The 20448-nt window shown below is 60.2% G+C and carries 23 protein-coding genes; 14 read left to right on the top strand and 9 right to left on the bottom strand.

What is annotated here, in order from left to right; genetic code table 11:
* The 4 genes from HV786_RS07095 to HV786_RS07080 form a co-directional block, all read left to right on the top strand.
* Nucleotides 1-3388, top strand: a 3388-nt coding sequence (locus HV786_RS07095; protein ID WP_175210402.1) for a hemagglutinin repeat-containing protein, incomplete at its 5' end; no start/stop codon positions are given.
* Nucleotides 3385-3762 carry a hypothetical protein gene (locus HV786_RS07090; RefSeq protein ID WP_128830167.1) on the top strand — a complete coding sequence of 126 codons (378 nt, stop codon included), beginning with the start codon at nucleotides 3385-3387 and terminating at the stop codon, nucleotides 3760-3762. The genes HV786_RS07095 and HV786_RS07090, both read left to right, overlap by 4 nt.
* Nucleotides 3763-3764: 2 nt before the next feature.
* A complete protein-coding gene (locus tag HV786_RS07085) occupies nucleotides 3765-4199 on the top strand; it encodes a hypothetical protein (protein WP_128830168.1) in 435 nt (144 codons plus the stop codon).
* A 662-nt stretch (nucleotides 4200-4861) separates the two neighbouring features.
* The gene (locus HV786_RS07080; RefSeq protein WP_128830169.1) at nucleotides 4862-5227 is read left to right on the top strand and encodes a hypothetical protein; all 366 of its coding nucleotides are present in this window, start codon (nucleotides 4862-4864) and stop codon (nucleotides 5225-5227) included.
* An 806-nt stretch (nucleotides 5228-6033) separates the two neighbouring features.
* On the opposite strand, the gene HV786_RS07075 is transcribed toward HV786_RS07080, so the two are convergent.
* A complete protein-coding gene (locus HV786_RS07075; RefSeq protein WP_128830170.1) occupies nucleotides 6034-7692 on the bottom strand; it encodes an ABC-F family ATP-binding cassette domain-containing protein in 1659 nt (552 codons plus the stop codon).
* A gap of 369 nt (nucleotides 7693-8061) precedes the next feature.
* The gene (locus HV786_RS07070) at nucleotides 8062-8535 is read right to left on the bottom strand and encodes an Lrp/AsnC family transcriptional regulator (protein WP_056324093.1); all 474 of its coding nucleotides are present in this window, start codon (nucleotides 8533-8535) and stop codon (nucleotides 8062-8064) included.
* 108 nt (nucleotides 8536-8643) lie between these two features.
* Here HV786_RS07070 and HV786_RS07065 point away from each other — a divergent pair, with 108 nt between their 5' ends.
* On the top strand, nucleotides 8644-10134 hold the full coding sequence (locus HV786_RS07065; RefSeq protein WP_128828583.1) for an aminotransferase class V-fold PLP-dependent enzyme: 1491 nt from the start codon (nucleotides 8644-8646) through the stop codon (nucleotides 10132-10134).
* 60 nt (nucleotides 10135-10194) lie between these two features.
* Here the strand turns inward: HV786_RS07065 and HV786_RS07060 are convergent, their stop codons facing one another.
* Nucleotides 10195-10563 carry a hypothetical protein gene (locus tag HV786_RS07060; RefSeq protein ID WP_128828582.1) on the bottom strand — a complete coding sequence of 123 codons (369 nt, stop codon included), beginning with the start codon at nucleotides 10561-10563 and terminating at the stop codon, nucleotides 10195-10197.
* Between the two features lie 135 nt (nucleotides 10564-10698).
* On the opposite strand from HV786_RS07060, the gene HV786_RS07055 reads away from it, so the two are divergent.
* On the top strand, nucleotides 10699-11148 hold the full coding sequence (locus tag HV786_RS07055; protein WP_128828581.1) for a hypothetical protein: 450 nt from the start codon (nucleotides 10699-10701) through the stop codon (nucleotides 11146-11148).
* 148 nt (nucleotides 11149-11296) lie between these two features.
* On the opposite strand, the gene HV786_RS07050 is transcribed toward HV786_RS07055, so the two are convergent.
* The 4 genes from HV786_RS07050 to HV786_RS07035 form a co-directional block, all read right to left on the bottom strand.
* Entirely contained in the window at nucleotides 11297-11530 is a 234-nt protein-coding gene (locus tag HV786_RS07050) for a CrpP-related protein (RefSeq protein ID WP_128828580.1), read from the bottom strand.
* Between the two features lie 665 nt (nucleotides 11531-12195).
* Nucleotides 12196-12372 carry a hypothetical protein gene (locus HV786_RS07045; RefSeq protein WP_158216697.1) on the bottom strand — a complete coding sequence of 59 codons (177 nt, stop codon included), beginning with the start codon at nucleotides 12370-12372 and terminating at the stop codon, nucleotides 12196-12198.
* 155 nt (nucleotides 12373-12527) lie between these two features.
* On the bottom strand, nucleotides 12528-12851 hold the full coding sequence (locus tag HV786_RS07040; RefSeq protein WP_252870182.1) for a hypothetical protein: 324 nt from the start codon (nucleotides 12849-12851) through the stop codon (nucleotides 12528-12530).
* A complete protein-coding gene (locus tag HV786_RS07035) occupies nucleotides 12838-13071 on the bottom strand; it encodes a hypothetical protein (protein WP_175210257.1) in 234 nt (77 codons plus the stop codon). The genes HV786_RS07040 and HV786_RS07035 overlap by 14 nt, the downstream gene beginning before the upstream one ends.
* Nucleotides 13072-13581: 510 nt before the next feature.
* On the opposite strand from HV786_RS07035, the gene fmdA reads away from it, so the two are divergent.
* Together fmdA and HV786_RS07025 are read left to right on the top strand one after the other, a co-directional pair.
* Nucleotides 13582-14811: a formamidase gene (fmdA, locus tag HV786_RS07030; RefSeq protein ID WP_128828579.1), complete on the top strand. Its 1230-nt coding sequence runs from the start codon at nucleotides 13582-13584 to the stop codon at nucleotides 14809-14811.
* A gap of 9 nt (nucleotides 14812-14820) precedes the next feature.
* On the top strand, nucleotides 14821-15153 hold the full coding sequence (locus tag HV786_RS07025; RefSeq protein WP_175210400.1) for an FmdB family zinc ribbon protein: 333 nt from the start codon (nucleotides 14821-14823) through the stop codon (nucleotides 15151-15153).
* Between the two features lie 72 nt (nucleotides 15154-15225).
* Here the strand turns inward: HV786_RS07025 and HV786_RS07020 are convergent, their stop codons facing one another.
* Nucleotides 15226-15975 carry an ABC transporter substrate-binding protein gene (locus tag HV786_RS07020; RefSeq protein ID WP_128828574.1) on the bottom strand — a complete coding sequence of 250 codons (750 nt, stop codon included), beginning with the start codon at nucleotides 15973-15975 and terminating at the stop codon, nucleotides 15226-15228.
* Between the two features lie 81 nt (nucleotides 15976-16056).
* Nucleotides 16057-16482, bottom strand: a complete 426-nt coding sequence (locus HV786_RS07015; RefSeq protein WP_128828573.1) for a copper resistance protein NlpE — start codon at nucleotides 16480-16482, stop codon at nucleotides 16057-16059.
* A 200-nt stretch (nucleotides 16483-16682) separates the two neighbouring features.
* Here HV786_RS07015 and HV786_RS07010 point away from each other — a divergent pair, with 200 nt between their 5' ends.
* The 6 genes from HV786_RS07010 (at nucleotide 16683) to HV786_RS06985 (ending at nucleotide 20427) form a co-directional block, all read left to right on the top strand.
* Complete coding sequence (locus tag HV786_RS07010; protein WP_128828572.1) at nucleotides 16683-17162, top strand: OsmC family protein; 480 nt, start codon at nucleotides 16683-16685, stop codon at nucleotides 17160-17162.
* A gap of 9 nt (nucleotides 17163-17171) precedes the next feature.
* Nucleotides 17172-17720, top strand: a complete 549-nt coding sequence (locus tag HV786_RS07005; protein WP_128828571.1) for a cysteine hydrolase family protein — start codon at nucleotides 17172-17174, stop codon at nucleotides 17718-17720.
* A gap of 5 nt (nucleotides 17721-17725) precedes the next feature.
* Nucleotides 17726-17950: a DUF3820 family protein gene (locus HV786_RS07000; protein WP_056324642.1), complete on the top strand. Its 225-nt coding sequence runs from the start codon at nucleotides 17726-17728 to the stop codon at nucleotides 17948-17950.
* Between the two features lie 153 nt (nucleotides 17951-18103).
* A complete protein-coding gene (locus HV786_RS06995) occupies nucleotides 18104-18424 on the top strand; it encodes a hypothetical protein (RefSeq protein ID WP_128828570.1) in 321 nt (106 codons plus the stop codon).
* A gap of 76 nt (nucleotides 18425-18500) precedes the next feature.
* Nucleotides 18501-19754, top strand: coding sequence for an Hsp70 family protein (locus HV786_RS06990; RefSeq protein ID WP_063953795.1), 1254 nt, complete (start codon nucleotides 18501-18503; stop codon nucleotides 19752-19754).
* 85 nt (nucleotides 19755-19839) lie between these two features.
* Nucleotides 19840-20427, top strand: a complete 588-nt coding sequence (locus tag HV786_RS06985; protein ID WP_062840630.1) for an NUDIX domain-containing protein — start codon at nucleotides 19840-19842, stop codon at nucleotides 20425-20427.
* The last annotated feature ends 21 nt before the right edge of the window (nucleotides 20428-20448 follow it).

The raw sequence follows: 20448 nt of genomic DNA, 5'->3' as shown, positions 1-20448 counted from the left end.
AGTCACCGCCACGGAAGACGCGCGCCTGCAAGCGGGTCGCGACATCAACCTGGCGACACTGCAGGAAAGCCACGGTGAATCGCTGGTCCGAAACAAGAAGAACCGTCACGATCTGAGCACGAGCTCGGAAGTGGGTTCGTCCATCGCGGCGGATGGCAACCTCACGCTGATTGCCGGGCAGGACGTCAATGCGCGTGCAGCGGACGTGACGGCGGGCGAACAGCTGGCCGTGGGGGCGGGCCGCGACATCAACCTGATGGCTGGCGTGCAGACCGGCTCGGCGTACGACGAGACCCACTACAAGACCAAAGGGTTCATGTCGTCGAAGACGACGCACACCAAGACGGCCAGTGAATTTGAGCTCGCTCAGGGCTCTAACTTCATGGGTGACACCGTTGCGTTGATGGCCGGTCGGGACCTGAGCGTCCAAGGCTCCAACGTCGTCGGAGATAACGACGTGTTGCTCGCGGCAAATCGGGACATCACGATCGCCGCGGCCACGGAGTCTTACAAGGACTATCAATACGAAAAGGTCACGAAATCGGGCCTTGGCGGTGGCGGTGGCTTCAATATCGGCTACAGCAAGCAAGCCAGGACCGATTGGATGAAGGGAGAAAGCGGCGGTTTCTCCGCGAGTACGGTAGGAAGCGTCGGCGGCAACGTGACTATCGATGCGGGACGCGACGTCGGTGTGTTCGCCAGCAATGTGTTGGCGCAGGATGGCGATATCTCAATCGCCGGCCGGAACGTGGCCATCGTCGCAGGCGTAGGCGAAGCTCGCCAACACGAATATCACGAGTTCAAGCAATCGGGAATCACCATCGGCGTGGCGGGCGGCATGCTGGGTGCAGCCCAACAGATCCATGGCACGCTCCAACAGGCTGGAGAAGCCAAGAGCGGACGTCTTGCAGCGGTCAAGGTTGGGCAGGCAGCGTACCAGGCTGTGCAAGCCGACAGGATGATGGACGCGGCCGATGCACCCAACGCCAAAGCAGCGCAGAAGGAAGCCGCAAGCGCCCAGATCCAAATCAGCGTGGGCTCCAGCAAATCGGTCAGCGAGACAAAACGCAGCCAGGAAACCGCATTTGGGTCGTCCATCATGGCCGGAGGCAATGTCTCTATCGTCGCGTTGGGAGAGAAGGGTGTCGCCGGTTCCGGCAATCTGTCGATCATAGGAAGCGATGTCACCGGCAAGAACGTTCTGCTGGCGGCGACTAACGACCTGCACCTTCTTAGCCAAGCGCAAACTTCGACAGAAACCTCAACCAACAAGAATAGCGGCTGGAAGGTCGGCATTGGTATCGGCGTGTCGGACAGCGGAAGCGGCGGGGGTATCAACATCTTCGCCAGCGGCTACGCCGGAAAGGGTAACGCCAACGGAAACGGCACGACGTACCAAGAGTCGCAGATCAGCGCTCGCGACAATTTGACCCTGATCTCAGGTCGGGACACCGTCCTGATGGGCGCCCAAGCTCGCGCAGACAGCATCCGCGCGGACATCGGCCGCAACCTGACGATAGCAAGCCAGCAGGACACGGACCGCTACAACGCCAAGCAAAGCCAGGTCAATGCAGGGGGCAGCTTCAGCTTCGGCTCCATGACGGGTAGCGCATACATTGGCGCCAGTATCGGCAAGACCAAGTCCAACTACGACAGCGTTATCGAGCAGTCAGGCCTGTACGCGGGCAGCGGCGGCTTTGATATCTACGTCGGCAAGCACACGCAACTGGACGGGGCCGTAATCGCCAGCGATGCGGAAGCAGCCAAGAACAAGCTGTCCACCGAGACGTTCGGCTTTACCAATCTTGAGAACAAGGCGACATACAAGTCCACGACGGCTGGCGTGAACCTCGGCATGTCCGGCGCGTTCGATATCGCCAAAATGGGCGGTGCCAATGGCATTGGTCCGTCGGGATTGAGCTTTGGTCAAACGAGCGGCAGCGACTCGGGCACCACCTACGCAGCCGTCGCACCCGGCTCGATTGAGGTGCGTTCTGATAAGGAGACGGGTCGCAACAGTACGGCAGGGCTGAGCCGAGATACGGCCGGGGCTAACGGCAGCATCGGGCAGATCTTCGACAAGGACAAGGTCCGCGAGCAACTGGAGTTCCAGCAGGCGTTTGGTCAGTTGGGGATGCAGATTGCAGGGGATGTGCTGAAGGACTTGAGGGGCAAGGATGAGGAACTCTGGGGCGAAGGCAAGCCCGGTGCCATAGCGCTGCACGCGGCCATTGTGGGTATTGGAGCAGCGTTAGGCGGAGGAAACGTCGCTGGTGCGATTGCGGGGACTGTTGCGGGGGATTTGGCCACGAACTTGGTGCGTGAACAAGTCGAACTCGCTGTCGCCGGCTTGTCCGGCGAGGCGCGCGATCAAGTCACCAAAGTGGTCTTGAATGTCATTGCAAGTGCTGCCGGCGGAGCAGTAGGTGGACTTAGCGGCGCGGGCGGGGCTGCTGTTGCGGATATGTATAACCGTCAGCTGCATCCGGATGAGGGACATTGGATCAAGAACAACGCCCAGCGTTACGCCGATCAGAAAGGGATCTCAATTCAACAGGCACAAGCCGAACTCACTGCCCAAGCACAGCGGCAGGCCGATTCTGAGGGCGCGGCGCGGTATACGGAAAACTCGGATGCCCGCACATTTCTATCAGAGATGACGGGCACTCAGGGTGCCGGGTTTGTCTATTTTGACGGTGGTGCAGACAAATCATATTTTGACCAAATCTTGTTCGCCGGAGGAATCAAAGAGGACGCCGGACTAACGGAACTGTATGACTTGGCTTGGAAAAAAGTCCAAGAATCGATTCAGCTCACCTCGAAGTTGAGTGGTTCTAATCTTGCCCTTGCTGATGCAAGTAGAGACATTGCGAGCTATGTCCATCACCCCGAAGAGATAGTGAAGGTTGCGCAAGCGTTGCGGGATGAAAAGGCAAAAGCTGAAGCTGCCCATGATTACATTCTTGCCAACGTCATTAACGACAAGCTGACAAACATCACCCTTATGCAGAACGGTGGCATGTTTGATTTGCAGGACTTAACGTGGGAACAGCGAGAGGCCCTAGGAACTGCCCTGCAATTGGGACTTGAAGGAGGCAAGCTATCAATCGCTAAGGTCCGTGCGATGATCGCCAAGGTCCGGGTCGAGAACGCGGTCGGCGGAGTACCTCATTTCGATAGAAATGCTGCGGTGCTCGCAGCTGACGGGAGTGAAATATTAAGAATGGACCCCGCGACGGGTCAATATATTTATGTCGATCGGAACTCTGCAGTGGATGGAGCCGGCGGGGCGAAGAGCCCACCATCGGTCATTCCATACGAACCAACAGGTTCTGTCGTTATGCAAGGAAAACAGACCCAACGTGCGGCCCTGCTTGCGCAGCGATGATCATCACTGATAAAACGGGAAAGTCCATTAGCCTATTGGATGCGATCGATAACTTTGTCGACGGCGTTAGGCCATCTGGCGTCAATGCAATCGAGCTTTCAAAAGTCATATCTGACGCTGGTATTTCCAACTCGGTAAATTTGTCTTTGTTTCCTCAACAATTAAGTCTCGCCATTCAGCGAGGGGATAGCGTTATCGTGAATCTGCGTCTGCCAGCGGGAGGGCATTTCGTTATCGTTGACGATTTGCAGACTATTGACGGGGTGGAATACTACATGACGCGGGACCCATACACAGGCCCTCGCGGTGTGCTCAAAAGTAGTTTGGATCGAGCTGTTTCTGCGGGTGTAAATGCCATTGTGATAGGAAAGTGATTATGGATGTCAATGAGTTGTTTGATGTTGCATTGTTTCATCAAGGTGAGCGTTTGCGGAATGCAACGCTTGAAGGTTGGTTGGTAATCATTAACGAAGGGCTATATGTTTTGGAGAATGAATGCAAAGATCCATATTGGGACAGCAAAAAAATAAAAATTCGTAACTCTGAAATCATCTATCCGGTGCGGGACAAAATTCTGCCTCTTGGTGGGGGTAATAGTTTCGTTTTTCATAAATGCAGGATACAGGGGGGATTGGTTTGGGATGCAGCTCCGATGGTTGAGGTTGAGAGTATTCTTGTGTATGAGAAGCCTGCTGGGTTCATTGCGATTGATATCTCTCAAGCCGAAATCGCCCGATGCAAGAAAAAATATGGTGAACAATTTTTCTCCAACTCAACTAGCAGCTCTCGTGATTGGCTTGATCATATTTAGCTGAAGCTAGCATCTTGCAAGCCATTTTATGAATGAGAAACCCCGGTAAAAATTCATGGCCGACCCGGTTGAGTCGATGCATGCCAGTGCCTGACCGTCCAAGGTCGGCATGTTCGGTGCGAGAACAGCCCATCCTGCTGCTTATGCAGGCGAGGCAGTATGCACAGCGTTGAACAACGAGCTTCCAAGCGCAGTGGATGCCCCGGGACCAACGTTATTTGCAACCTTGGTTCTGTTTTTTTGGTTGATGTATATGCACCCGGAATTGGGTGTTGGGTATTGGGCGCTGCTTTCATTTTGTCGTAGAGCCTTCTTGAATCTATTTAAATCGTATGCGGGGTTAATGATGCCCTAGTGAGTAAATAAAATTCAGGTTCGAGTAGCAATTGCAAAGTTCGAGGGTGGGTAACTCCTGCGCCGATCAATGCGCTCTCAAATGCTCTGACAAAAATGGTGTTTCTAATTTTTCCAGAGGCTTATTCCGGAGAAAACCAAAAATAGTTGGATCCCCAATGCTCGTTCTGTCGTAGTGCTTGCCGGACATCCGAGTCGACTTCGGCCGCCCGTGACCTTAGCAAGCCAGCAAAACACGGGGCGCTACAGCGCCAAGCGAAGTCAGGCCAGTGCGGACGCAGCTTTAGCTTCGGCTCCATGACTGAATTATGAATTATTATGAAATTTCGTCGCTCTCCCATATTTATCTTGAAGATAGCTACGTGTTGGCTATTAATGAGGGGGTAAATTCACTCGTCATCGAGTTGGAGGCTGTTCTTACTGAAAAGCACTCGAAGTATGAGAAGCCCCGCGCTGGAGAGTATTATTGCTATCGAAGGGCTTCATTACGATTTTCAAACTTTGAATCTCTTGAGTGGGTTGAGAGGCGCTTTTTTGGTTTCTCAGACGCATCTGGTGAGGTTGATTATGGGAATATAGACAGCTTTAATTATGAGAATAGCTGGTTCTTACTATCAGGAGATTGGGGCAAGGTGAAAATAAAAGGAGGGGTAGAATTTATTTTCGCTGATTAGTTTGTCCAGATGATGCAAAGGAAGGTCGGTTTGGCATAAAGTGGGGTCATGAGAATTCTAAGAATGCAGATATGGATTGGCGTACGATTTATCAGTCCTGTTTATTTTCCCACCAAATGAATGGCAGCCTTGAGAACGTTCCGTGGCTAGTGTCTAACCCCAAAATCATGTTGTCGAGAAGGCAGGCTTTCGTATCTCGGGCTGATCAACACAGTCGCTGGCGATAGAGTGCATCGCACTGGATACGCTACCTTAATGATGTTAATTGCTGAAATATGAAAAATCACTCGTCCGAAACATGGCCCGAAACGTTGAAGTCTGTATTGATCAGAGACGGCAATTTCAAGCCTTTTTTTCGATTCTTCTTTGTGATTGTCGGTGTCGCTGTCATTTTTCTGGATTTGAATGTTTGGCGCACAGGCTGGTTGAACATCCTCGGGTTTGTGATGGGAGGGATAGGGGGGTATTCCGCGAGGGCGCATTCGCTGGGTATTAAGCCGTTCGAGCCGTCTCCCTATCCAGACGGATGGTTAAAGAAACGTAGGGCAGCTAAAGACGTAGGTGAGAGTGATCCCGAAAGGCCAGATCTGTAGTCGAACGTACTGTGGAGGATGTTCCACAGGTAAACCCGTTCCATGCGCTTTCGTCGTTTGAGCAATTCTTTTCGTACCTCTCGCGGAGTGTGAACCTTTCCAACTCTAATTGGGGGGGGCGTTCTCAGGACGGCAGGCGTGAAAGGTTTGTGCAACTTCCCCACAGTCATATCTGCGCCGACGGTGCTAATTGATCCCTCATCGGCCGACCCTTCATACCGTAGTCAGCAGCCAGCCTCGAACTCCCCAAACCATTTCATGCGTAGGCGCAATCCCCTCCAAAAACGCCTCATCATGCGACACCACTACCATCGCACCGGGATACCCTCGCAGCGCCTTCTCCATCGCCTCCGCCGACTCAATATCCACATGATTCGTCGGCTCATCCAGCAGTAGCAACTGCGCAGGCGCTTTCCGCCACAACGCACATGCCAGGGCAGCCTTGAGGCGTTCCCCGCCGCTCAAGGTCCCGGCGGGCGTATTGACCTGCTCAGATCCCAGGCCCAGCAACGCCAACCGACTGCGAAGTTCACCTTCCGATAACGTGGCGCCCAGCGCATGAAGCGTCTTCAGCAGGGACTTATCTTCCGGAATGACGGACGCCCGCTGGTCCAGCATGGCGGTCGGCACGCGTACGTCGCAGAGGCCTTCGTGCGGAATCAGCTCCCCCGCCAACATCGATAGCAACGCGCTTTTGCCGCAGCCATTCGGCCCGCGAATTGCCAACCGGAAAGAGCCTGTCAGGGTCATCGTCAGCGTGCAAGCGTCCGCTGGATAGGGTGGTCTCGCATGCTCCAGATGCAGTACGCGGCGGCCCGACGGCACCGCTGTTTCGGGCAAAGCCAGTGCGACGTTGGCCGATTGATCAATCTGTGCGGCTGCCTGCCTTACCGCGTCATCCAGCGCCGCAACCGCATCCTGCCGCCGCACGTTCTCTCTGCCCGCATGAGCTTGGGCATTCGCCTTCTTCATCCCCAGCAGGATCGGCGCCTGGTTCGCATCCCGGGCCTTGCGGGCGTCGCGGGCGGTGCGTTGTTGTTGGGCGTCGTGTTGCTGGCGTAGCGCGCGCAGGGTGGCGGCCCGTTCGTTGCGGGCGTGTGCTAGGGACGCTTCGTTCGCGGCGGTCAAGCGGTCGCGGTGGTCGCGATAGGCGGAATAGTTGCCGGAATGGGCGTTCAGGTGGCCGCGATCCAATTCGACGATGCAGGACATGGCATCGAGCAGCGTCCTGTCATGGCTGACGACAATCAAGCCGCCGCGCCAGGTGGTGATCTGATCCATGAGCCAGCGGCGGGCGCCTGCGTCCAGGTGGTTGCTGGGTTCGTCCAGCAGCAAGGCGTCCGGGGTTTGCATCAGGGCGCCTGCGAGCGCGACGCGGGTCAGTTCGCCTCCACTGGCGGCCGATGCGGGATGTTCGGGCTGCCACGCAGGCAAGCCCGCGTCGACAAGCATGCGGGTCCATTCATCTCGAATGCGCCAATGGCCCTCGGCGAGGTCGTAATCCGCTTGGCGGGTGCTGCCGGATTCGATGCTGGACAACGCGTCAAGAATCGGCGCGATGCCGGCGACCTGGGCCAAGGTGGTGCGGGCGGATCGTGGTTGTTCCTGCGGGACGTAGGCGATGCGGCCGTGACGCACGATGCGGCCGCTTTGTGTGCCGATGACGCCGTGCGCCAATTGCAGCAGTACGGACTTGCCCGCGCCGTTGCGGCCGATCAGGCCGTGGCGGATGGGGGCGAAGTCGTGGCTGACGTCACGGAGCAGGACGCGGCCGTCTGGCAGCGCATGGCTGATGTGACGCAGGCTGAGGAAAGGCGCCGACGCGGGCGGCTGAGGATGCGCCGCTGCGGGCGCGTGGGAAGACTGGGCCATGAAAAGCTCTCCGGAATCGACAAGGCGCGTTGCGCGTAGCGCAAGCGGTGATCTGGGGGAGGGCTTAGAGGGTCATGGCCGGACGAGTCTCCGCGATGAGGGAATAAGTGAGATTCGAGCAGGGTGCCGCGGGAAAGTTCCGGGCTGCACGCTGCGAAGCATTTTAACGGGCGGGCGGCACCGTAGGCGCATTGCCGTTTCTACACCGGCAGCTGGCAAGCGAAGCGCTGGGCCGTTTTGAAAGGGCGGCTGGCATTCAAACCTGTGCACGGTTGAGCATATGCAGCCGGTATTGAAACACATGACCGTTAAGGCTCAGGCAGCCTGTAAAAGAACCATGCGGTCATCAGCCACGCCGCCCGATCCTCCTCAATCCTCCAGCAGCCGCAAATCCGGCGGCCGGTTTTCGATAATGGCTTCCATGCTGAAGAACCCTGTCACGGTGGACAGCTCAAAATCCGTGATCAGCTTTTGGTAGAACCGGTCGTATCCTGCCATGCCTCGGCAGACGACTTTGATCAGGTAGTCCCAATCGCCGCCGATGCGATAGAACTCAGTGACTTCGGGTAGTCGTTCGACGTGCTGGCGGAATCCGTCGGCCCAGGCCTTGGCATGGTGGCTGGTGCGGATCATGACGAAGACGGTCAGATCCAGGCCCAGGGCGACCAGGCTGACCTCTGCGCGCGTGCCGCGGATGATGCCGCATGCGTTCAAGCGTTGAAGCCTGCGCCAGCACGCGTTCTGGGAGAGGCCGACCCGGTCGGCGAGCTCGCGCTGGGACAAGGAACCGTCTTTTTGCAGGCAGTTGATGATGCTTAGATCAAGCTTGTCTATTTTTTCCATGAATTCGATCATATGACCCGTTTATGCGATAAGTCAGCAAAAAAACGGTGATGTTTCATCTGGGCATCCATCGTATGATATTTCCGAACTTTTCGGATCTATCGCCTCATGAACACGACCCTCGCCGGTGCGCCCGCAGGCGCCCCGGCTTTGCCATTGCAGCAGTTCCAAGACAGCTTGAAGACTTCCGATATTGCGGCCGCGCTTGCCGACGGGCTTATCGGAAAGGACGCCAGCATTGATGGACCTTTTGGCTCCAAGCCGCTTGTCTACGCCGATTACGTGGCGTCAGGCCGTGCGCTGATGCAGGTCGAGCGCTTTGTGCTGGAACAGGTGCTTCCGTATTACGCCAATTCGCACACCGAAGCCTCGTTCTGCGGCGGCTTCATTACGCGTCTGCGGCGCGAGGCGCGTGCCGCGATTGGCCGAGGCTGCGGGGCGGGCGATGAACACGCGGTGATTTTCTCGGGCTCGGGCGCTACGGCGGGCATCAACCGGTTGGTGAATCTGTTTGGTGTGAAGGCGGCGGTGGCGGCTGGCCGGAAGGTCCGGGTCATTATCGGACCCTACGAGCATCATTCAAACATCCTGCCGTGGCGCGAATGCGGCGCTGATATCGTCGAACTGGAAGAAAGCGCCGAAGGCGGGCCGGATCTGGCGCAACTGGCGCAAGCGCTGGACGCACCGGCGGGCGCGCTGGTCGTGTGCGCGCTGTCGGCGGCGTCGAATGTGACGGGCATCGTGGCGGAGGTCGAAGGCATCACGCGGCGGGTGAAGGCAGCCGGCGCGAAGATGCTGTGGGACTATGCAGGCGGCGCGCCGTACCTGCCGATTCGGATGTCGCCGGCGCCTGATGCGCAGATCGACGCCATCGTGTTTTCGCCGCACAAGTTCATTGGTGGTCCGGGTGCCTCGGGCGTCCTGATCGTGCGCCGTGATGCGGTGCTGGATACGACGCCGACGTGGCCGGGTGGCGGCACGGTGAAGTTCGTGTCGCCCGTGGGCCATGACTACAGCGGCAGCCTGGAGTCGCGTGAGGAAGCAGGTACGCCGAACGTGGTGGGGGACATCCGCGCCGCGTTGGTGGTGCTGGTCAAGGAAGCATTGGGCGCGGATTTCATGCAGCGGCGCCACGCGCATTTCGTGCAGCGGGCACTGGCGGCGTGGAAGGGCGCCGAGCGCCTGGAACTGTTGGGGTCGCTGACGGCGCATCGCCTGCCGATCTTTTCTTTCCGGGTGCGCGACGGCAAGGGCGGGTTCGTGCATCAGCAGTTGGTGACGCGGATGCTGAGCGACCGTTTTGGCATTCAGGCTCGTGGCGGATGTGCATGCGCGGGTCCGTACGTGCATCGTCTGCTGGAAATCGATGACGCGCAGTCTTTGCAGATGCGGCAGGCCATTCTGGATGGTCGAGAAATCGAAAAGCCCGGCTTTGTGCGCTTGAACTTCAGTGCGTTGCTGTCGGACGCGAAGGCGGATTTCATTCTGGAATCGGTGTTGGCGCTGGCGGCCGACGCCACGGAATATGCGCACCTTTATGGCTTTGATCCCAGCCGCGCCATTTTCTTTCCGCATGACGCCCAAAAGAAGGCGGCTTGACGTGCGCTAGCGGATGACTGCGGTTGCGGCGCTTGAACGGCCGCAATCGCAGGCCCGCGTTCAATTCTTCATGTGCAGGCCGCAGGTCCGGATCCACGACGCCTTCATGTCCGTGAGATCGTCGGACGCGCCCGTCAGCGTGCGCGTGACCTGATCCGAAAACTGCACGCCGTCGCGGCGGCATGCTTCAAAGTCGTCGCTGAGCGCAAAGCGCGCGTCCAGTAGGTCCAGCCGGCCCTGGCAAAGCTCCCGATTCAATTCCAGATTATTGGCGGCCTCGCGCGTGCGTTGGACGTCTTGCGCCTGTTTGATGCGGGCCAGCTCCGCATCGACGCGCGCGATGCAGCCGTCGTCGGCAAAGGCGGGCGCGCTGGCGCACGCGGTGATGAGTAGAACGGTGGCGAGGAACGGGCGAGGCGGTACGGCCATGCTGGAAAACCTTGATGTAGCGCGATGATTGGCTTGCATCATAACTGCTGCCCGCAGCCCGGGGACGCTTAAGTTCCAGGCCCATCAACCGTTAAGGTCGATACAGCGCCCACCGGCCGTCAGGAAATCTTCTCCATGTTCAATATCATTTCGCTCGTCGTCACCATCATCGCGCTGATCGCCTGGGCCGTGCATCGCCAGCAGAATCGGCACAAGGCGTTGTTGGCGAAATTTCGCGAACACAATCAACGGCTGGGCACGGCATTTCCGGAAGACAGTGTCGACAGCGAGTTGATTCTGGGCGACAAGGGCAAGAAGGTCGTTATCGCATTCGACCCGCAAAGCCAGAAACTGTGCATGGTCGACGGCGCAAAGGATCCGGGCGAAGTCCTGGACTTTTCTTATATCCGGAAGTGGCAGCTCAAATGGACCGAGCAGTCCGGCAACGGAAATCTGTCGTTCCTGAACGTTCACTTCGACTTTTCCACCAACGATCTGAAACGGCCATTGATCCGTATCCCGGTCGCTGGCAAGGGCTATGGCGACATGTGGAATAGCCGGTTGGGAATTCTTCTGCAGGGCTGAAACGCCATTGCGTTAAAGCGGCAATGCCGGGGGCCGAAAATTGTCGGCCCGCTGCGCGGCATGTGCCGGTCAGCAGGCGCCGTCTTCGGTGCATCTTCGTCCAGACGTCCCCAGCAGGGGACCCAGCCTGGGGGCGAGGGCGACCCGATCAGTGCGAATGACGCATGACGCGTATTGCGGCAGCCCGTTCAGCCTTCGCCCGATAGTTGTCAGTCTCGGCTTGCCAGCCCAGTTCCCAGGCGTCGACTTTTTGTTTCCATGTTGAGATGGATTCGCCTGTGTAGTTAGGCAACGCTCTGTCGCGAAAGTATGGGCAGTCGAACAAGCTCAAACCATCCCGCGCCGCCTGTGCCCCAAGCTCTTGGATATCGTTGCGCCGCATTGGCTGTCCTTCGAAAGTACATACTGGTGGGTCATTCTTACGCGGCGTGCAACGGGTTGGGACAGCGTTGCCGCACTAGCGCTATTTAGAGATGCCATCGCTTTTCAGGGGAGCTGATTCAGCCTTTGAGCAGTGTTAGAAAGGCGACATCGTACTTTTGATTGAGCGCTGTCCCTCCACCTGGCGGAGAGCCGACAAGATCTCGTTTTTGCTCCCTAGGCGTTGTTGGTTCCCACGCTCAGGAGCTTTGCATAACGAGGTCTGTCGAAGAAGGTCCTGGCCTCTACTCGCGGCGCCCTAGCATTACGCCGAGGATGAGGCCTGTCACTGCAGATAATCCAGCTGCTACCCAGGGGCTCTCGGCCCCTAACCAACTCGTTGTCTGCGGGAAGTTTTTTTGCGGACTTTTAGCCGCGTGCATGTTATCCGCGCTTTGGCTTCCAACCAGGCTAGAGTGGCTAGCTCGTGTCTCTCCACTAGCTGGTCTGCCGTTTTGAGGCTGAGTATTTGACGGCATTGGCTGCCCATCAATGTCGAAGTCTGAACTACTTAGGTTCTTCATGGTGAGCTCCGGTAGTATTAGGCACTCCTCCAATGGATGGTGTCTTTGATTGCACTGCCCTATAGGAGCCGAGGGATTCTCCGAAGAACAAGTCTACGGTCGATCACGACTTCCGGGGGCCAGTATGCCCGCCGACCTCGGGTGCCTTTTTTTCGATCCGCTCTATCGGATCGGTCTTGTGCGCGGAGTCTTCCTTTTGTCGTTCCGCTTGCTTTTCTGGCTGATTGCCCGGCAAGTCTTTCTCGTTCAGGGTGCCTGATTGGTTAGGAGGGGAATTCATGCGTATGGTCGTAGACATGTGGATACCTTTTAGGTTGTTGTGGCTGTATGCCACAAGCCCACGGTACGCCTAATGATTGAACGGACCTACGACTATATTGAAACAAGCGTAAGGTCTGAGGCCGCGATCTCCATACGCTGACTTCACGCAACCGCCTATGCGCCTCGCTGCTTGATGTGGTGGACGCAGATGCACTCGGCGAAGGCGACAGAAGGGTAATTGCTCGCTTGAGGCGGCAACCTAGCGTTGTGACGGCGCCAGGCGTTGCGCAAGGTGAAGGCATGGGCGACGCGGTCGTCGCGAGCGTTGAAGGTGGATAGCTTCTGTGCGCCAGGCAGGGCGTCCGGTCGGGTGCCGGCGTCATGCTCTGGCGGCCAGCGAACAAAGAGGCCTTGATACCGCGGCCACATGTCGTACTTGCCGAGCATGCCCGGTCTGGTCACGCCGAACTTCTGGAGAAGCAGCTCAGCCTCTTTCATGTTTTGGTAATGACCGCACATCAGATAACAATCCTCTGATGCCAACGCCCATGATGAGTGGCCCTATCGCTACACACAGAACTTCATCCTCATATTTGTGAGAGTAAAGCTCCGTCACGCCTTGGCTCGCCAATCGAGCTTCTAAGGCCTTACCGAACTGTTCTCCTTCGCTCCCAAGACGTAATGCCATTTCGACGATGGAGGCGTTGTACTTGGCCATCAATCCGAATAGGCCACTGAAGATGGAGAACGGCGAGCCCATATTTCATCGCTGCCGACGACACTAATCCAAGCAGCACATTGGCCTGGGAGATAAGCAGGGCGACGGCTGCACCCGTCAACGTCAAAATACCATTCAAGAAGGACAAGGATGCCGGCGCCATGTGTCTAGCTGTCTGCGTCAACGTTGCGGCGGCTGCATACTGCTCGGGAGATGGCGGCGGGGACGTTGTTCAGTACATGAGTAGCCAGCGGAAAGAAATTCTTATCTAGGGCGCGCCCTCATTTTCTGCTTGCTGCAGCATGTGCCCGGCAGCCTGCCGGACTCTCGGATGGTGGGATGAAGAAGGATATGACGCACTGTGCAAAAAGCCAGTTTACCGCTCTCGTAATCTGTCCTACCGTCCTTAACAGATCAATGGCTTGCGAAGCCTGAGTTGCTGCTTCTTTTTAGACAGCCAGCGGTCGACCTTTCTGTTTTATCAACGCTTTACGACGGAGATGAAAGAGGATGACCAACACGCTTATCAGTGTCGATCTGGAACAATCCCCCTACGACAACAAGCAGATCCATAACCGCTGGCATCCGGATATTCCGATGGCGGTGTGGGTCAAGCCCGGGGACGATTTCGTTCTGGAAACCTACGACTGGACGGGCGGCGCGATCAAGAACGATGACAGCGCCGACGATGTGCGGGATGTGGATTTGTCCACCGTGCACTTTCTGTCCGGGCCCGTGGGCGTGGAGGGCGCGGAGCCGGGGGACCTGCTGGTGGTCGACCTGTTGGATATCGGCGCCAAGCCCGACAGCCTGTGGGGGTTCAATGGATTTTTCAGCCGCAACAATGGCGGCGGGTTTCTGACGGATCATTTTCCGCATGCGCAGAAATCCATTTGGGATTTTCACGGCATGTTCACGTCGTCGCGGCATATTCCGGGCGTGAGCTTCGCTGGCCTGATTCATCCGGGACTGATCGGGTGCCTGCCGGACCGCAAGCTGCTGGACGAATGGAACCGGCGTGAGCAGGCGCTGATCGATACCAATCCGAATCGCGTGCCGCCGCTGGCCAATCCGCCCGCGCCCAAGACTGCGCACATGGGCGCGTTGCAGGGCGCGGACCGCGATCGGGCGGCGGGCGAGGGGGCGCGCACGGTTCCACCGCGCGAGCATGGCGGCAATTGCGACATCAAGGACCTGTCGCGCGGGGCGCGGGTGTTTTTTCCGGTGTATGTGAAGGGCGGCGGGTTGTCAGTGGGCGATCTGCATTTTTCGCAGGGCGACGGCGAGATCACGTTCTGCGGCGCGATCGAAATGGCCGGCTGGGTGCACATGCGCGTGTCGCTGATCAAGGGCGGCATGGACAAGTATGCGATTCGCAATCCGATCTTCAAGCCCAGTCCGATCACGCCGGCCTACAAGGACTTCCTGATTTTTGAAGGCATTTCGGTCGATGAGGCCGGCAAGCAGCATTACCTGGACGTGAACGTGGCCTACCGGCAGGCGTGCCTGAACGCCATCGAATACCTGAAGAAGTTCGGCTATTCGGGGGCGCAGGCCTATTCGCTGCTGGGTTGCGCGCCGGTGCAGGGGCATATCAGCGGCGTGGTCGACATTCCCAATTCGTGCGCGACGCTCTGGTTGCCGACGGAGATTTTTGATTTCGACATTCAGCCGTCGGCCAGCGGGCCGGTCAAGCACATCAAGGGCGACGTCGACATGCCGCTGTCGCGCGATCTGTAGGAGAAGACCATGCCGATGTATGACTACGCTTGCGGGGATTGCGGCGAATTTGCCGTGTTGCGGCCTTTGGCGCAGTGGCGGGATCCGGCCTCATGCCCGCAGTGCGGGGCGCTGTCGGGCCGCATCGTGGCGGGGGCGCCGGCGGTGTCGGCGCTGTCCTCGGCGATAAACCGGGCGCACGCGGCCAATGAACGCAGCGCCAACGAGCCGCGCAGCACGCGGGCGGGGCACGGCATGAACTGCGGGTGCTGCGGCGGCGGGCGTTCGCGGGGCCGGACGCGCACGTCGGGCGATGGCGCAAAATCATTCGCGGGCGCAAGGCCCTGGATGATCAGTCATTAGCCCGATCGCTGCCGGCCGGGCCGCTGTTCGAAGACGCCCGGCCGTGCGGCGTTCCCGCGCCTAAGACTACGTCTACGACTGCGCGGCCGGTTCCAGCGGCGCCACGGCGGCGCCCTGGATCTTGTGGCGCGCCAGCGCCTCGGCGACGAAGCCGGATTTCTTCATGGCTTCGACGAAGGCCGAGAGGTAGGCGCTGGCCTTGTCGCCGCGCCGCTTGGGCACGCCCATGGCCTGACGGATCAGCATGAAATGGCCGTCCAGAAGGCGCAAGCCGCCCAGGCGTTGCGCGTCGGCTTCGAGCTGCTGCTTCACGCCCGCGGCAACTTCCATGTTTTCCTTCAAGAAGGTGTCGACGACGGCGGGCGAGGTGGGGGCGCGAAAGATCTCGGCCTGCTTCAGTTCACGCGTCAGGTACAGGTCATAGGCGCTGCCCTTGCCGACGACGACGCGCTGGCCCGGGCAGTCGACTTCGTCCATGGCGGCAATCGGCGATTCCTGGCGGACGAGGTACGCGCCTTCTATGACGACATACGGCGCCGTGAAGGCGATCTGCTCGCCGCGCAGCGGGTCGATCGCGAAAAAGCCGACGTCGGCCTGTTCGGCGGCCACCGCACTGACGGATTCGCCCGCCGATTTGAAGACGACGAGTTCCAGTGTCATACCCAGCCGGCGCGCCAGTTCGGTCGCCAGGTCCACCGATACGCCGCCGGGTTGGCCAGTGGCGGGGTCGGCATTGGCGAGGATGGGATTGCCCAGGTTGATGGACGCGCGCAGCACGCCCGTGGGGGCGAAGGCAGACAGCAGTTCGTGATCGGTCTTCATGGCTTCCTTGCGGGAGGGGACGCGCCGCCGGGCGCGATCAATGCCAGAGGATAGCCCCAAAGCCCGCAGCGGCGCGATGCCTTATTGCGCGCGGCGCAGCACGTAATGACCCGCGAGCGGGCCGGTGGGACGCGTGCCGTCGCGGTACAGCATCGTTACCTGGTTCTCGCCGACGAAGTAACGCTGGCTGTCGCCCGCGGCATCCAGACGGATCGTGCTGCCGTCGGACTCCCAGCTGAAGGTGCCCGACACGACTTCGGGCTGGGGCTGGCGGTCCAGATACTGCGTCAGCTTCTCGTAGCGGCCGTCCTTCATCAGCGTCAGGCGCGTGCGGATGCCGGGGCAATCGGCGCAGGGCAGCACGCCTTCATAGCTGCCAGCCCAATCCAGGGAATCGCGGGCGGTGTGGTTGTCCACCGGCACGGAGCGGGCGGTGATCGGCTTGGACGGGGCGCAGCCCGCAAGCAGCGCAAGACTCAGGGTGCAGGTCAGGGTGGTTTTCATCATGGCGAGCTCCTGTGTGACGGCCTGACTGAGGGCCAGACGCGTTTTCACGATACGGACAGTAACTGTCCGATGCTGAAACGGGATGTAAGACCGCAACGGCGCCAATTTGGCCAACCGGGAGAAGCAGGCGTGCGCTAAGCTCGGCGTTCCTTGCGCGGGAGGCGGCATCGGGCTGCCGGCGCGGCGATAGGGCGAGAGGCATGAAAGACGAACACCATTACAAAGTTTGCGTCGAATGGATCGGCAACACGGGCGCCGGCACGGCCGGCTACGCGGCCTATTCGCGTAACCATCAGATCCAGGCCGAGGGCAAGCCCGACGTGCCGGGATCATCGGACCCGGCCTTTCGCGGCGACCCCGCGCGCTGGAATCCCGAGGACATGCTGGTGGCCTCGCTTTCGGCCTGCCACAAACTCTGGTATCTGCACTTGTGCGCGGTCGAAGGCGTGACGGTGCAGGCCTATCGGGACGAGGCCGAAGGCGTCATGGTGGAAGACCCCGAGCGCGGCGGCGCGTTTGCCTCGGTCACGCTCAAACCTCAGGTCACGATCGCGGCGGGCGGCGACGCCGCGTTGGCGCAAACGCTGCACGAGCGCGCGCACCATTTCTGCTTCATTGCCAATTCCGTGAATTTTCCGGTACGGTGCGAGCCACGCATCGTGATCCAGTCTGCCTCCTGACGACATTCCATGAATACCGCTCTTATCGTGATCGACGTGCAGCGCGCGTTGTTCGAAACCTCGCCGCCGCCCTTCGAGGCCGCGCAGGTGCTGTCTCGCGTCAACGCGCTGGCCGAACGCGCCCGCGCGGCGGGCGTGCCGGTCATCTATGTTCAGCATGAAAGCCCCGGCTCGGACCTTGCGCATGGTGCGCCGGGATGGGATCTGGACACGCGCCTGGCGACTTCCGCGCAAGACATCCGCATCCGCAAGACGACGCCGGATTCGTTTCTGCGCACGGATCTGGCGCAGGTGCTGGCGGACCGGGGCGTGACGCAACTGGTCGTGTGCGGCTACGCCACGGAGTTCTGCGTGGACACCACCGTGCGGCGCGCGGCGGGGCTAGGATTGCCCGTGACGCTGGCGGCCGATGCGCACACCACGCACGACAAGCCGCACGCGGATGGCGCGCAGATCCGGGCGCACCACAACGCGACGCTGCCGGACATTTCGAGCTTTGGCGTGAAGATCGCCGCGGTGCCGTCCGCCGAGCTCTTTGCCGGCGGCGGGCCGCGATGAACGTGATGGACCCGGCACTGCTTTCGCTGCTGGTCACGCGCGACATGCCCTTCGGCAAGTACAAGGGGCGGTTGATTGCCGATCTGCCGGGGCCTTATCTGGCGTGGTTCGCGCGCAAGGGCTTTCCGCCTGGAGAGCTGGGGCGCCTGTTGGCGCTGATGCACGAACTGGACCATAACGGGCTGTCGTCGCTGCTGGACCCGTTGCGCCAATCGCGGCGCCCATCTTGAGGGCAATCCGGCAAGCGGGGCTGACCGGAAATGCGAGGAAACAACTGGCGGCTTCTGTGTAGCGTCTTGGCACGACGCGGGCGCCACGCCGCGTAATACGATAGGGTCGCAGCCGGCCATCGGACCGGGCGCTGACTTATCGAAGAGGTTTCCATGAACAAACACCACGTCTCTGCCTTCCTGCTTGCTGCCCTGTGCGCGGCGGGCGCCGCCCAAGCCCAGAACGCCGTGCCCGGCACGGCGCAGGAAATGCAGTTTCCGTCCAGCCCGGGCAGCCTGTCGCCGCCGTCGACTCTGCGCATGACGGTCACGCCCGAGACGCCGCCGGTGGTGATCCGCGATACGCCGCAAAGCCAGGCCGAATTCCAGCGCTGCCGCACGGTGTCTGACCGTGCCGCCACGTCGCGCACGCAGATGCAGGCCGGCCTGGAGCAGTGCCTGCGCGAACTGGAGCAGCGCCGCCAGCAGCAATAGAAGCGGGTGGGAATCCAGGGCCGGAGCCAGAGCGGGTACACTTGTGCGCCGTTTTGCTCTAAGCGCCTGAATTCCCATGATTTCCACCGCCTGCGGCGTCGACTTCGGCACCTCCAATTCCACCGTCGGCTGGAGCCGTCCCGACCAACATGCGCTCCTGACGCTGGAAGACGGCAAGACCACCTTGCCGTCGGCCATCTTCTTTCATGACGAGGACGCCGAGGTCAGCTATGGCCGGGCGGCCATCTCCGACTACCTGGCCGGCTATGACGGGCGCCTGATGCGCTCGATGAAGAGCCTGCTGGGCAGCTCGCTCATCGACGGCTCGACCGAAGTGCAGGGCCGCTCCATCCCGTTCCGCGTGCTGTTGACGCGCTTTATCGCCGAATTGAAGGCGCGCGCCGAGGCGGCCGCCGGGCGCGGCTTTACCCGCGCCGTGCTGGGCCGTCCCGTGTTCTTCGTGGATGACCATCCCGCCGCCGACCAGACGGCGCAGGACACGCTGGAAGAGATCGCGCGCAGCGTGGGCTTTACCGACATCGAGTTTCAGTTCGAGCCGCTGGCGGCCGCGTTCGACTACGAGTCGCAGATCAGCCGTGAAGAGCTGGTGCTGGTGATCGACATTGGCGGCGGTACGTCGGACTTTTCGCTGATCCGGCTGGGACCGGACCGCGCAGCCAAGCCCGACCGCCGCGACGATATCCTGGCCTATGGCGGTGTGCATATCGGCGGGGTCGATTTCGACAAGCAATTGAGCCTGGCGCATGTGATGCCGCTGCTGGGCCTGGGCAGCCAGCTGCGCAGCGGCAAGGACGTGCCGTCGACGCAGTACGGCAATCTGGCCTGCTGGCACACCATCAACCAGGCCTACACGCGCAAGGCGGCCGAGCACTTTGCCTACATCCGAGCCGAGGCCGGCGACCGCCAGAAGATCGACCTGCTGCTGAACCTGGTCAAGGAGCGTGCGGGCCACTGGGTGGCGGTGCAGGTCGAGGAAGCCAAGATCGCGCTGTCGGATGCGCCTGCCGCGCGCATTGACCTGTCGCGCGTCGCGCCGGACCTGGGCGTCGAGGTGACTCGCCCGTCGTTCGACGCGTGCGTGGGGCGATTGATCGACAAGGTCGAGACCACCGTGGGCCAGCTGCTGCGCGATGCGGGCGTGTCCACGGCGGACGTGGACACCGTGTTCTTCACGGGGGGCTCCAGCCGCGTGCCGCGACTGCGCGAAAGCGTGTCCCGGCTGGTGCCCGAGGCGCGCAGCGTGGAAGGCGATTTGTTTGGCAGCATCGGGGCGGGCCTCGCGCTGGATGCGGCGCGCAAGTTCGGCTGACCGGCTGCCGGCGGGGCGATGGTAAGCTGCCAGGCGTGCCTCGCACGGCCATCCGCCCTTTCCTGTCCATGATCCAGACGTTCTCATGACCCGACCCGCCGATACCCATCTCGTCGAAACGCTGCTCGCGAGCGAGGCGCCGTACGACGGCAGCTTCCTGAAGATCCGCCGCGACACCGTCAGCCTGCCCAACGGCCACACCGGCATCCGCGAATACGTGGTGCACCCGGGCGCGGTGGTGGTGATTCCGCTGCTGGACGACGGCCGGGTGCTGCTGGAGCGCCAGTTCCGATATCCCATCGGGCGCGTGATGACGGAGTTTCCGGCGGGCAAGCTGGATCCGGGCGAGGATCCGCTGGTGTGCGCCAAGCGCGAACTGCTCGAGGAAACCGGTTATACGGCCGCCCAATGGGCCCACGCGGGCGCCTTGCATCTGGCGATCGCCTATTCCACCGAGATCATTCACATCTTCTTTGCGCGCGGCCTGCAGGCGGGGGAACGCCAGCTTGACCAGGATGAATTCCTGGACGTGATCAGCACGCGTCCCGAAGACCTGATCGCGGCCTGCAGCCAGGGCGAGGTCACGGACGCCAAGACCCTGACCTGCGTGCTGTGGATGCAGAATGTGCTGTCCGGCGCCTGGAAGCTGGACTGGCAGGACAACGCCGCCTGAACCGCGGCTGCCGTCCCACCG

The organism is Achromobacter mucicolens, from assembly GCF_902859725.1.
In the GTDB taxonomy this organism is placed as follows: Bacteria; Pseudomonadota; Gammaproteobacteria; order Burkholderiales; family Burkholderiaceae_B; genus Achromobacter; species Achromobacter mucicolens.
This window is presented reverse-complemented; position numbering and strand designations above follow the sequence as displayed.

What these genes read in the sequence shown, in the direction of transcription:
- HV786_RS07090 (WP_128830167.1), top strand. Translation starts at nt 3,385, where the DNA reads ATGATCATCACTGATAAAACGGGAAAGTCCATTAGCCTATTGGATGCG.
- HV786_RS07085 (WP_128830168.1), top strand. Translation starts at nt 3,765, where the DNA reads ATGGATGTCAATGAGTTGTTTGATGTTGCATTGTTTCATCAAGGTGAG.
- HV786_RS07080 (WP_128830169.1), top strand. Translation starts at nt 4,862, where the DNA reads ATGAATTATTATGAAATTTCGTCGCTCTCCCATATTTATCTTGAAGAT.
- HV786_RS07075 (WP_128830170.1), bottom strand. Translation starts at nt 7,692, where the DNA reads ATGGCCCAGTCTTCCCACGCGCCCGCAGCGGCGCATCCTCAGCCGCCC.
- HV786_RS07070 (WP_056324093.1), bottom strand. Translation starts at nt 8,535, where the DNA reads ATGGAAAAAATAGACAAGCTTGATCTAAGCATCATCAACTGCCTGCAA.
- HV786_RS07065 (WP_128828583.1), top strand. Translation starts at nt 8,644, where the DNA reads ATGAACACGACCCTCGCCGGTGCGCCCGCAGGCGCCCCGGCTTTGCCA.
- HV786_RS07060 (WP_128828582.1), bottom strand. Translation starts at nt 10,563, where the DNA reads ATGGCCGTACCGCCTCGCCCGTTCCTCGCCACCGTTCTACTCATCACC.
- HV786_RS07055 (WP_128828581.1), top strand. Translation starts at nt 10,699, where the DNA reads ATGTTCAATATCATTTCGCTCGTCGTCACCATCATCGCGCTGATCGCC.
- HV786_RS07050 (WP_128828580.1), bottom strand. Translation starts at nt 11,530, where the DNA reads ATGCGGCGCAACGATATCCAAGAGCTTGGGGCACAGGCGGCGCGGGAT.
- HV786_RS07045 (WP_158216697.1), bottom strand. Translation starts at nt 12,372, where the DNA reads ATGAATTCCCCTCCTAACCAATCAGGCACCCTGAACGAGAAAGACTTG.
- HV786_RS07040 (WP_252870182.1), bottom strand. Translation starts at nt 12,851, where the DNA reads ATGAAAGAGGCTGAGCTGCTTCTCCAGAAGTTCGGCGTGACCAGACCG.
- HV786_RS07035 (WP_175210257.1), bottom strand. Translation starts at nt 13,071, where the DNA reads ATGGCCAAGTACAACGCCTCCATCGTCGAAATGGCATTACGTCTTGGG.
- fmdA (WP_128828579.1), top strand. Translation starts at nt 13,582, where the DNA reads ATGACCAACACGCTTATCAGTGTCGATCTGGAACAATCCCCCTACGAC.
- HV786_RS07025 (WP_175210400.1), top strand. Translation starts at nt 14,821, where the DNA reads ATGCCGATGTATGACTACGCTTGCGGGGATTGCGGCGAATTTGCCGTG.
- HV786_RS07020 (WP_128828574.1), bottom strand. Translation starts at nt 15,975, where the DNA reads ATGAAGACCGATCACGAACTGCTGTCTGCCTTCGCCCCCACGGGCGTG.
- HV786_RS07015 (WP_128828573.1), bottom strand. Translation starts at nt 16,482, where the DNA reads ATGATGAAAACCACCCTGACCTGCACCCTGAGTCTTGCGCTGCTTGCG.
- HV786_RS07010 (WP_128828572.1), top strand. Translation starts at nt 16,683, where the DNA reads ATGAAAGACGAACACCATTACAAAGTTTGCGTCGAATGGATCGGCAAC.
- HV786_RS07005 (WP_128828571.1), top strand. Translation starts at nt 17,172, where the DNA reads ATGAATACCGCTCTTATCGTGATCGACGTGCAGCGCGCGTTGTTCGAA.
- HV786_RS07000 (WP_056324642.1), top strand. Translation starts at nt 17,726, where the DNA reads ATGGACCCGGCACTGCTTTCGCTGCTGGTCACGCGCGACATGCCCTTC.
- HV786_RS06995 (WP_128828570.1), top strand. Translation starts at nt 18,104, where the DNA reads ATGAACAAACACCACGTCTCTGCCTTCCTGCTTGCTGCCCTGTGCGCG.
- HV786_RS06990 (WP_063953795.1), top strand. Translation starts at nt 18,501, where the DNA reads ATGATTTCCACCGCCTGCGGCGTCGACTTCGGCACCTCCAATTCCACC.
- HV786_RS06985 (WP_062840630.1), top strand. Translation starts at nt 19,840, where the DNA reads ATGACCCGACCCGCCGATACCCATCTCGTCGAAACGCTGCTCGCGAGC.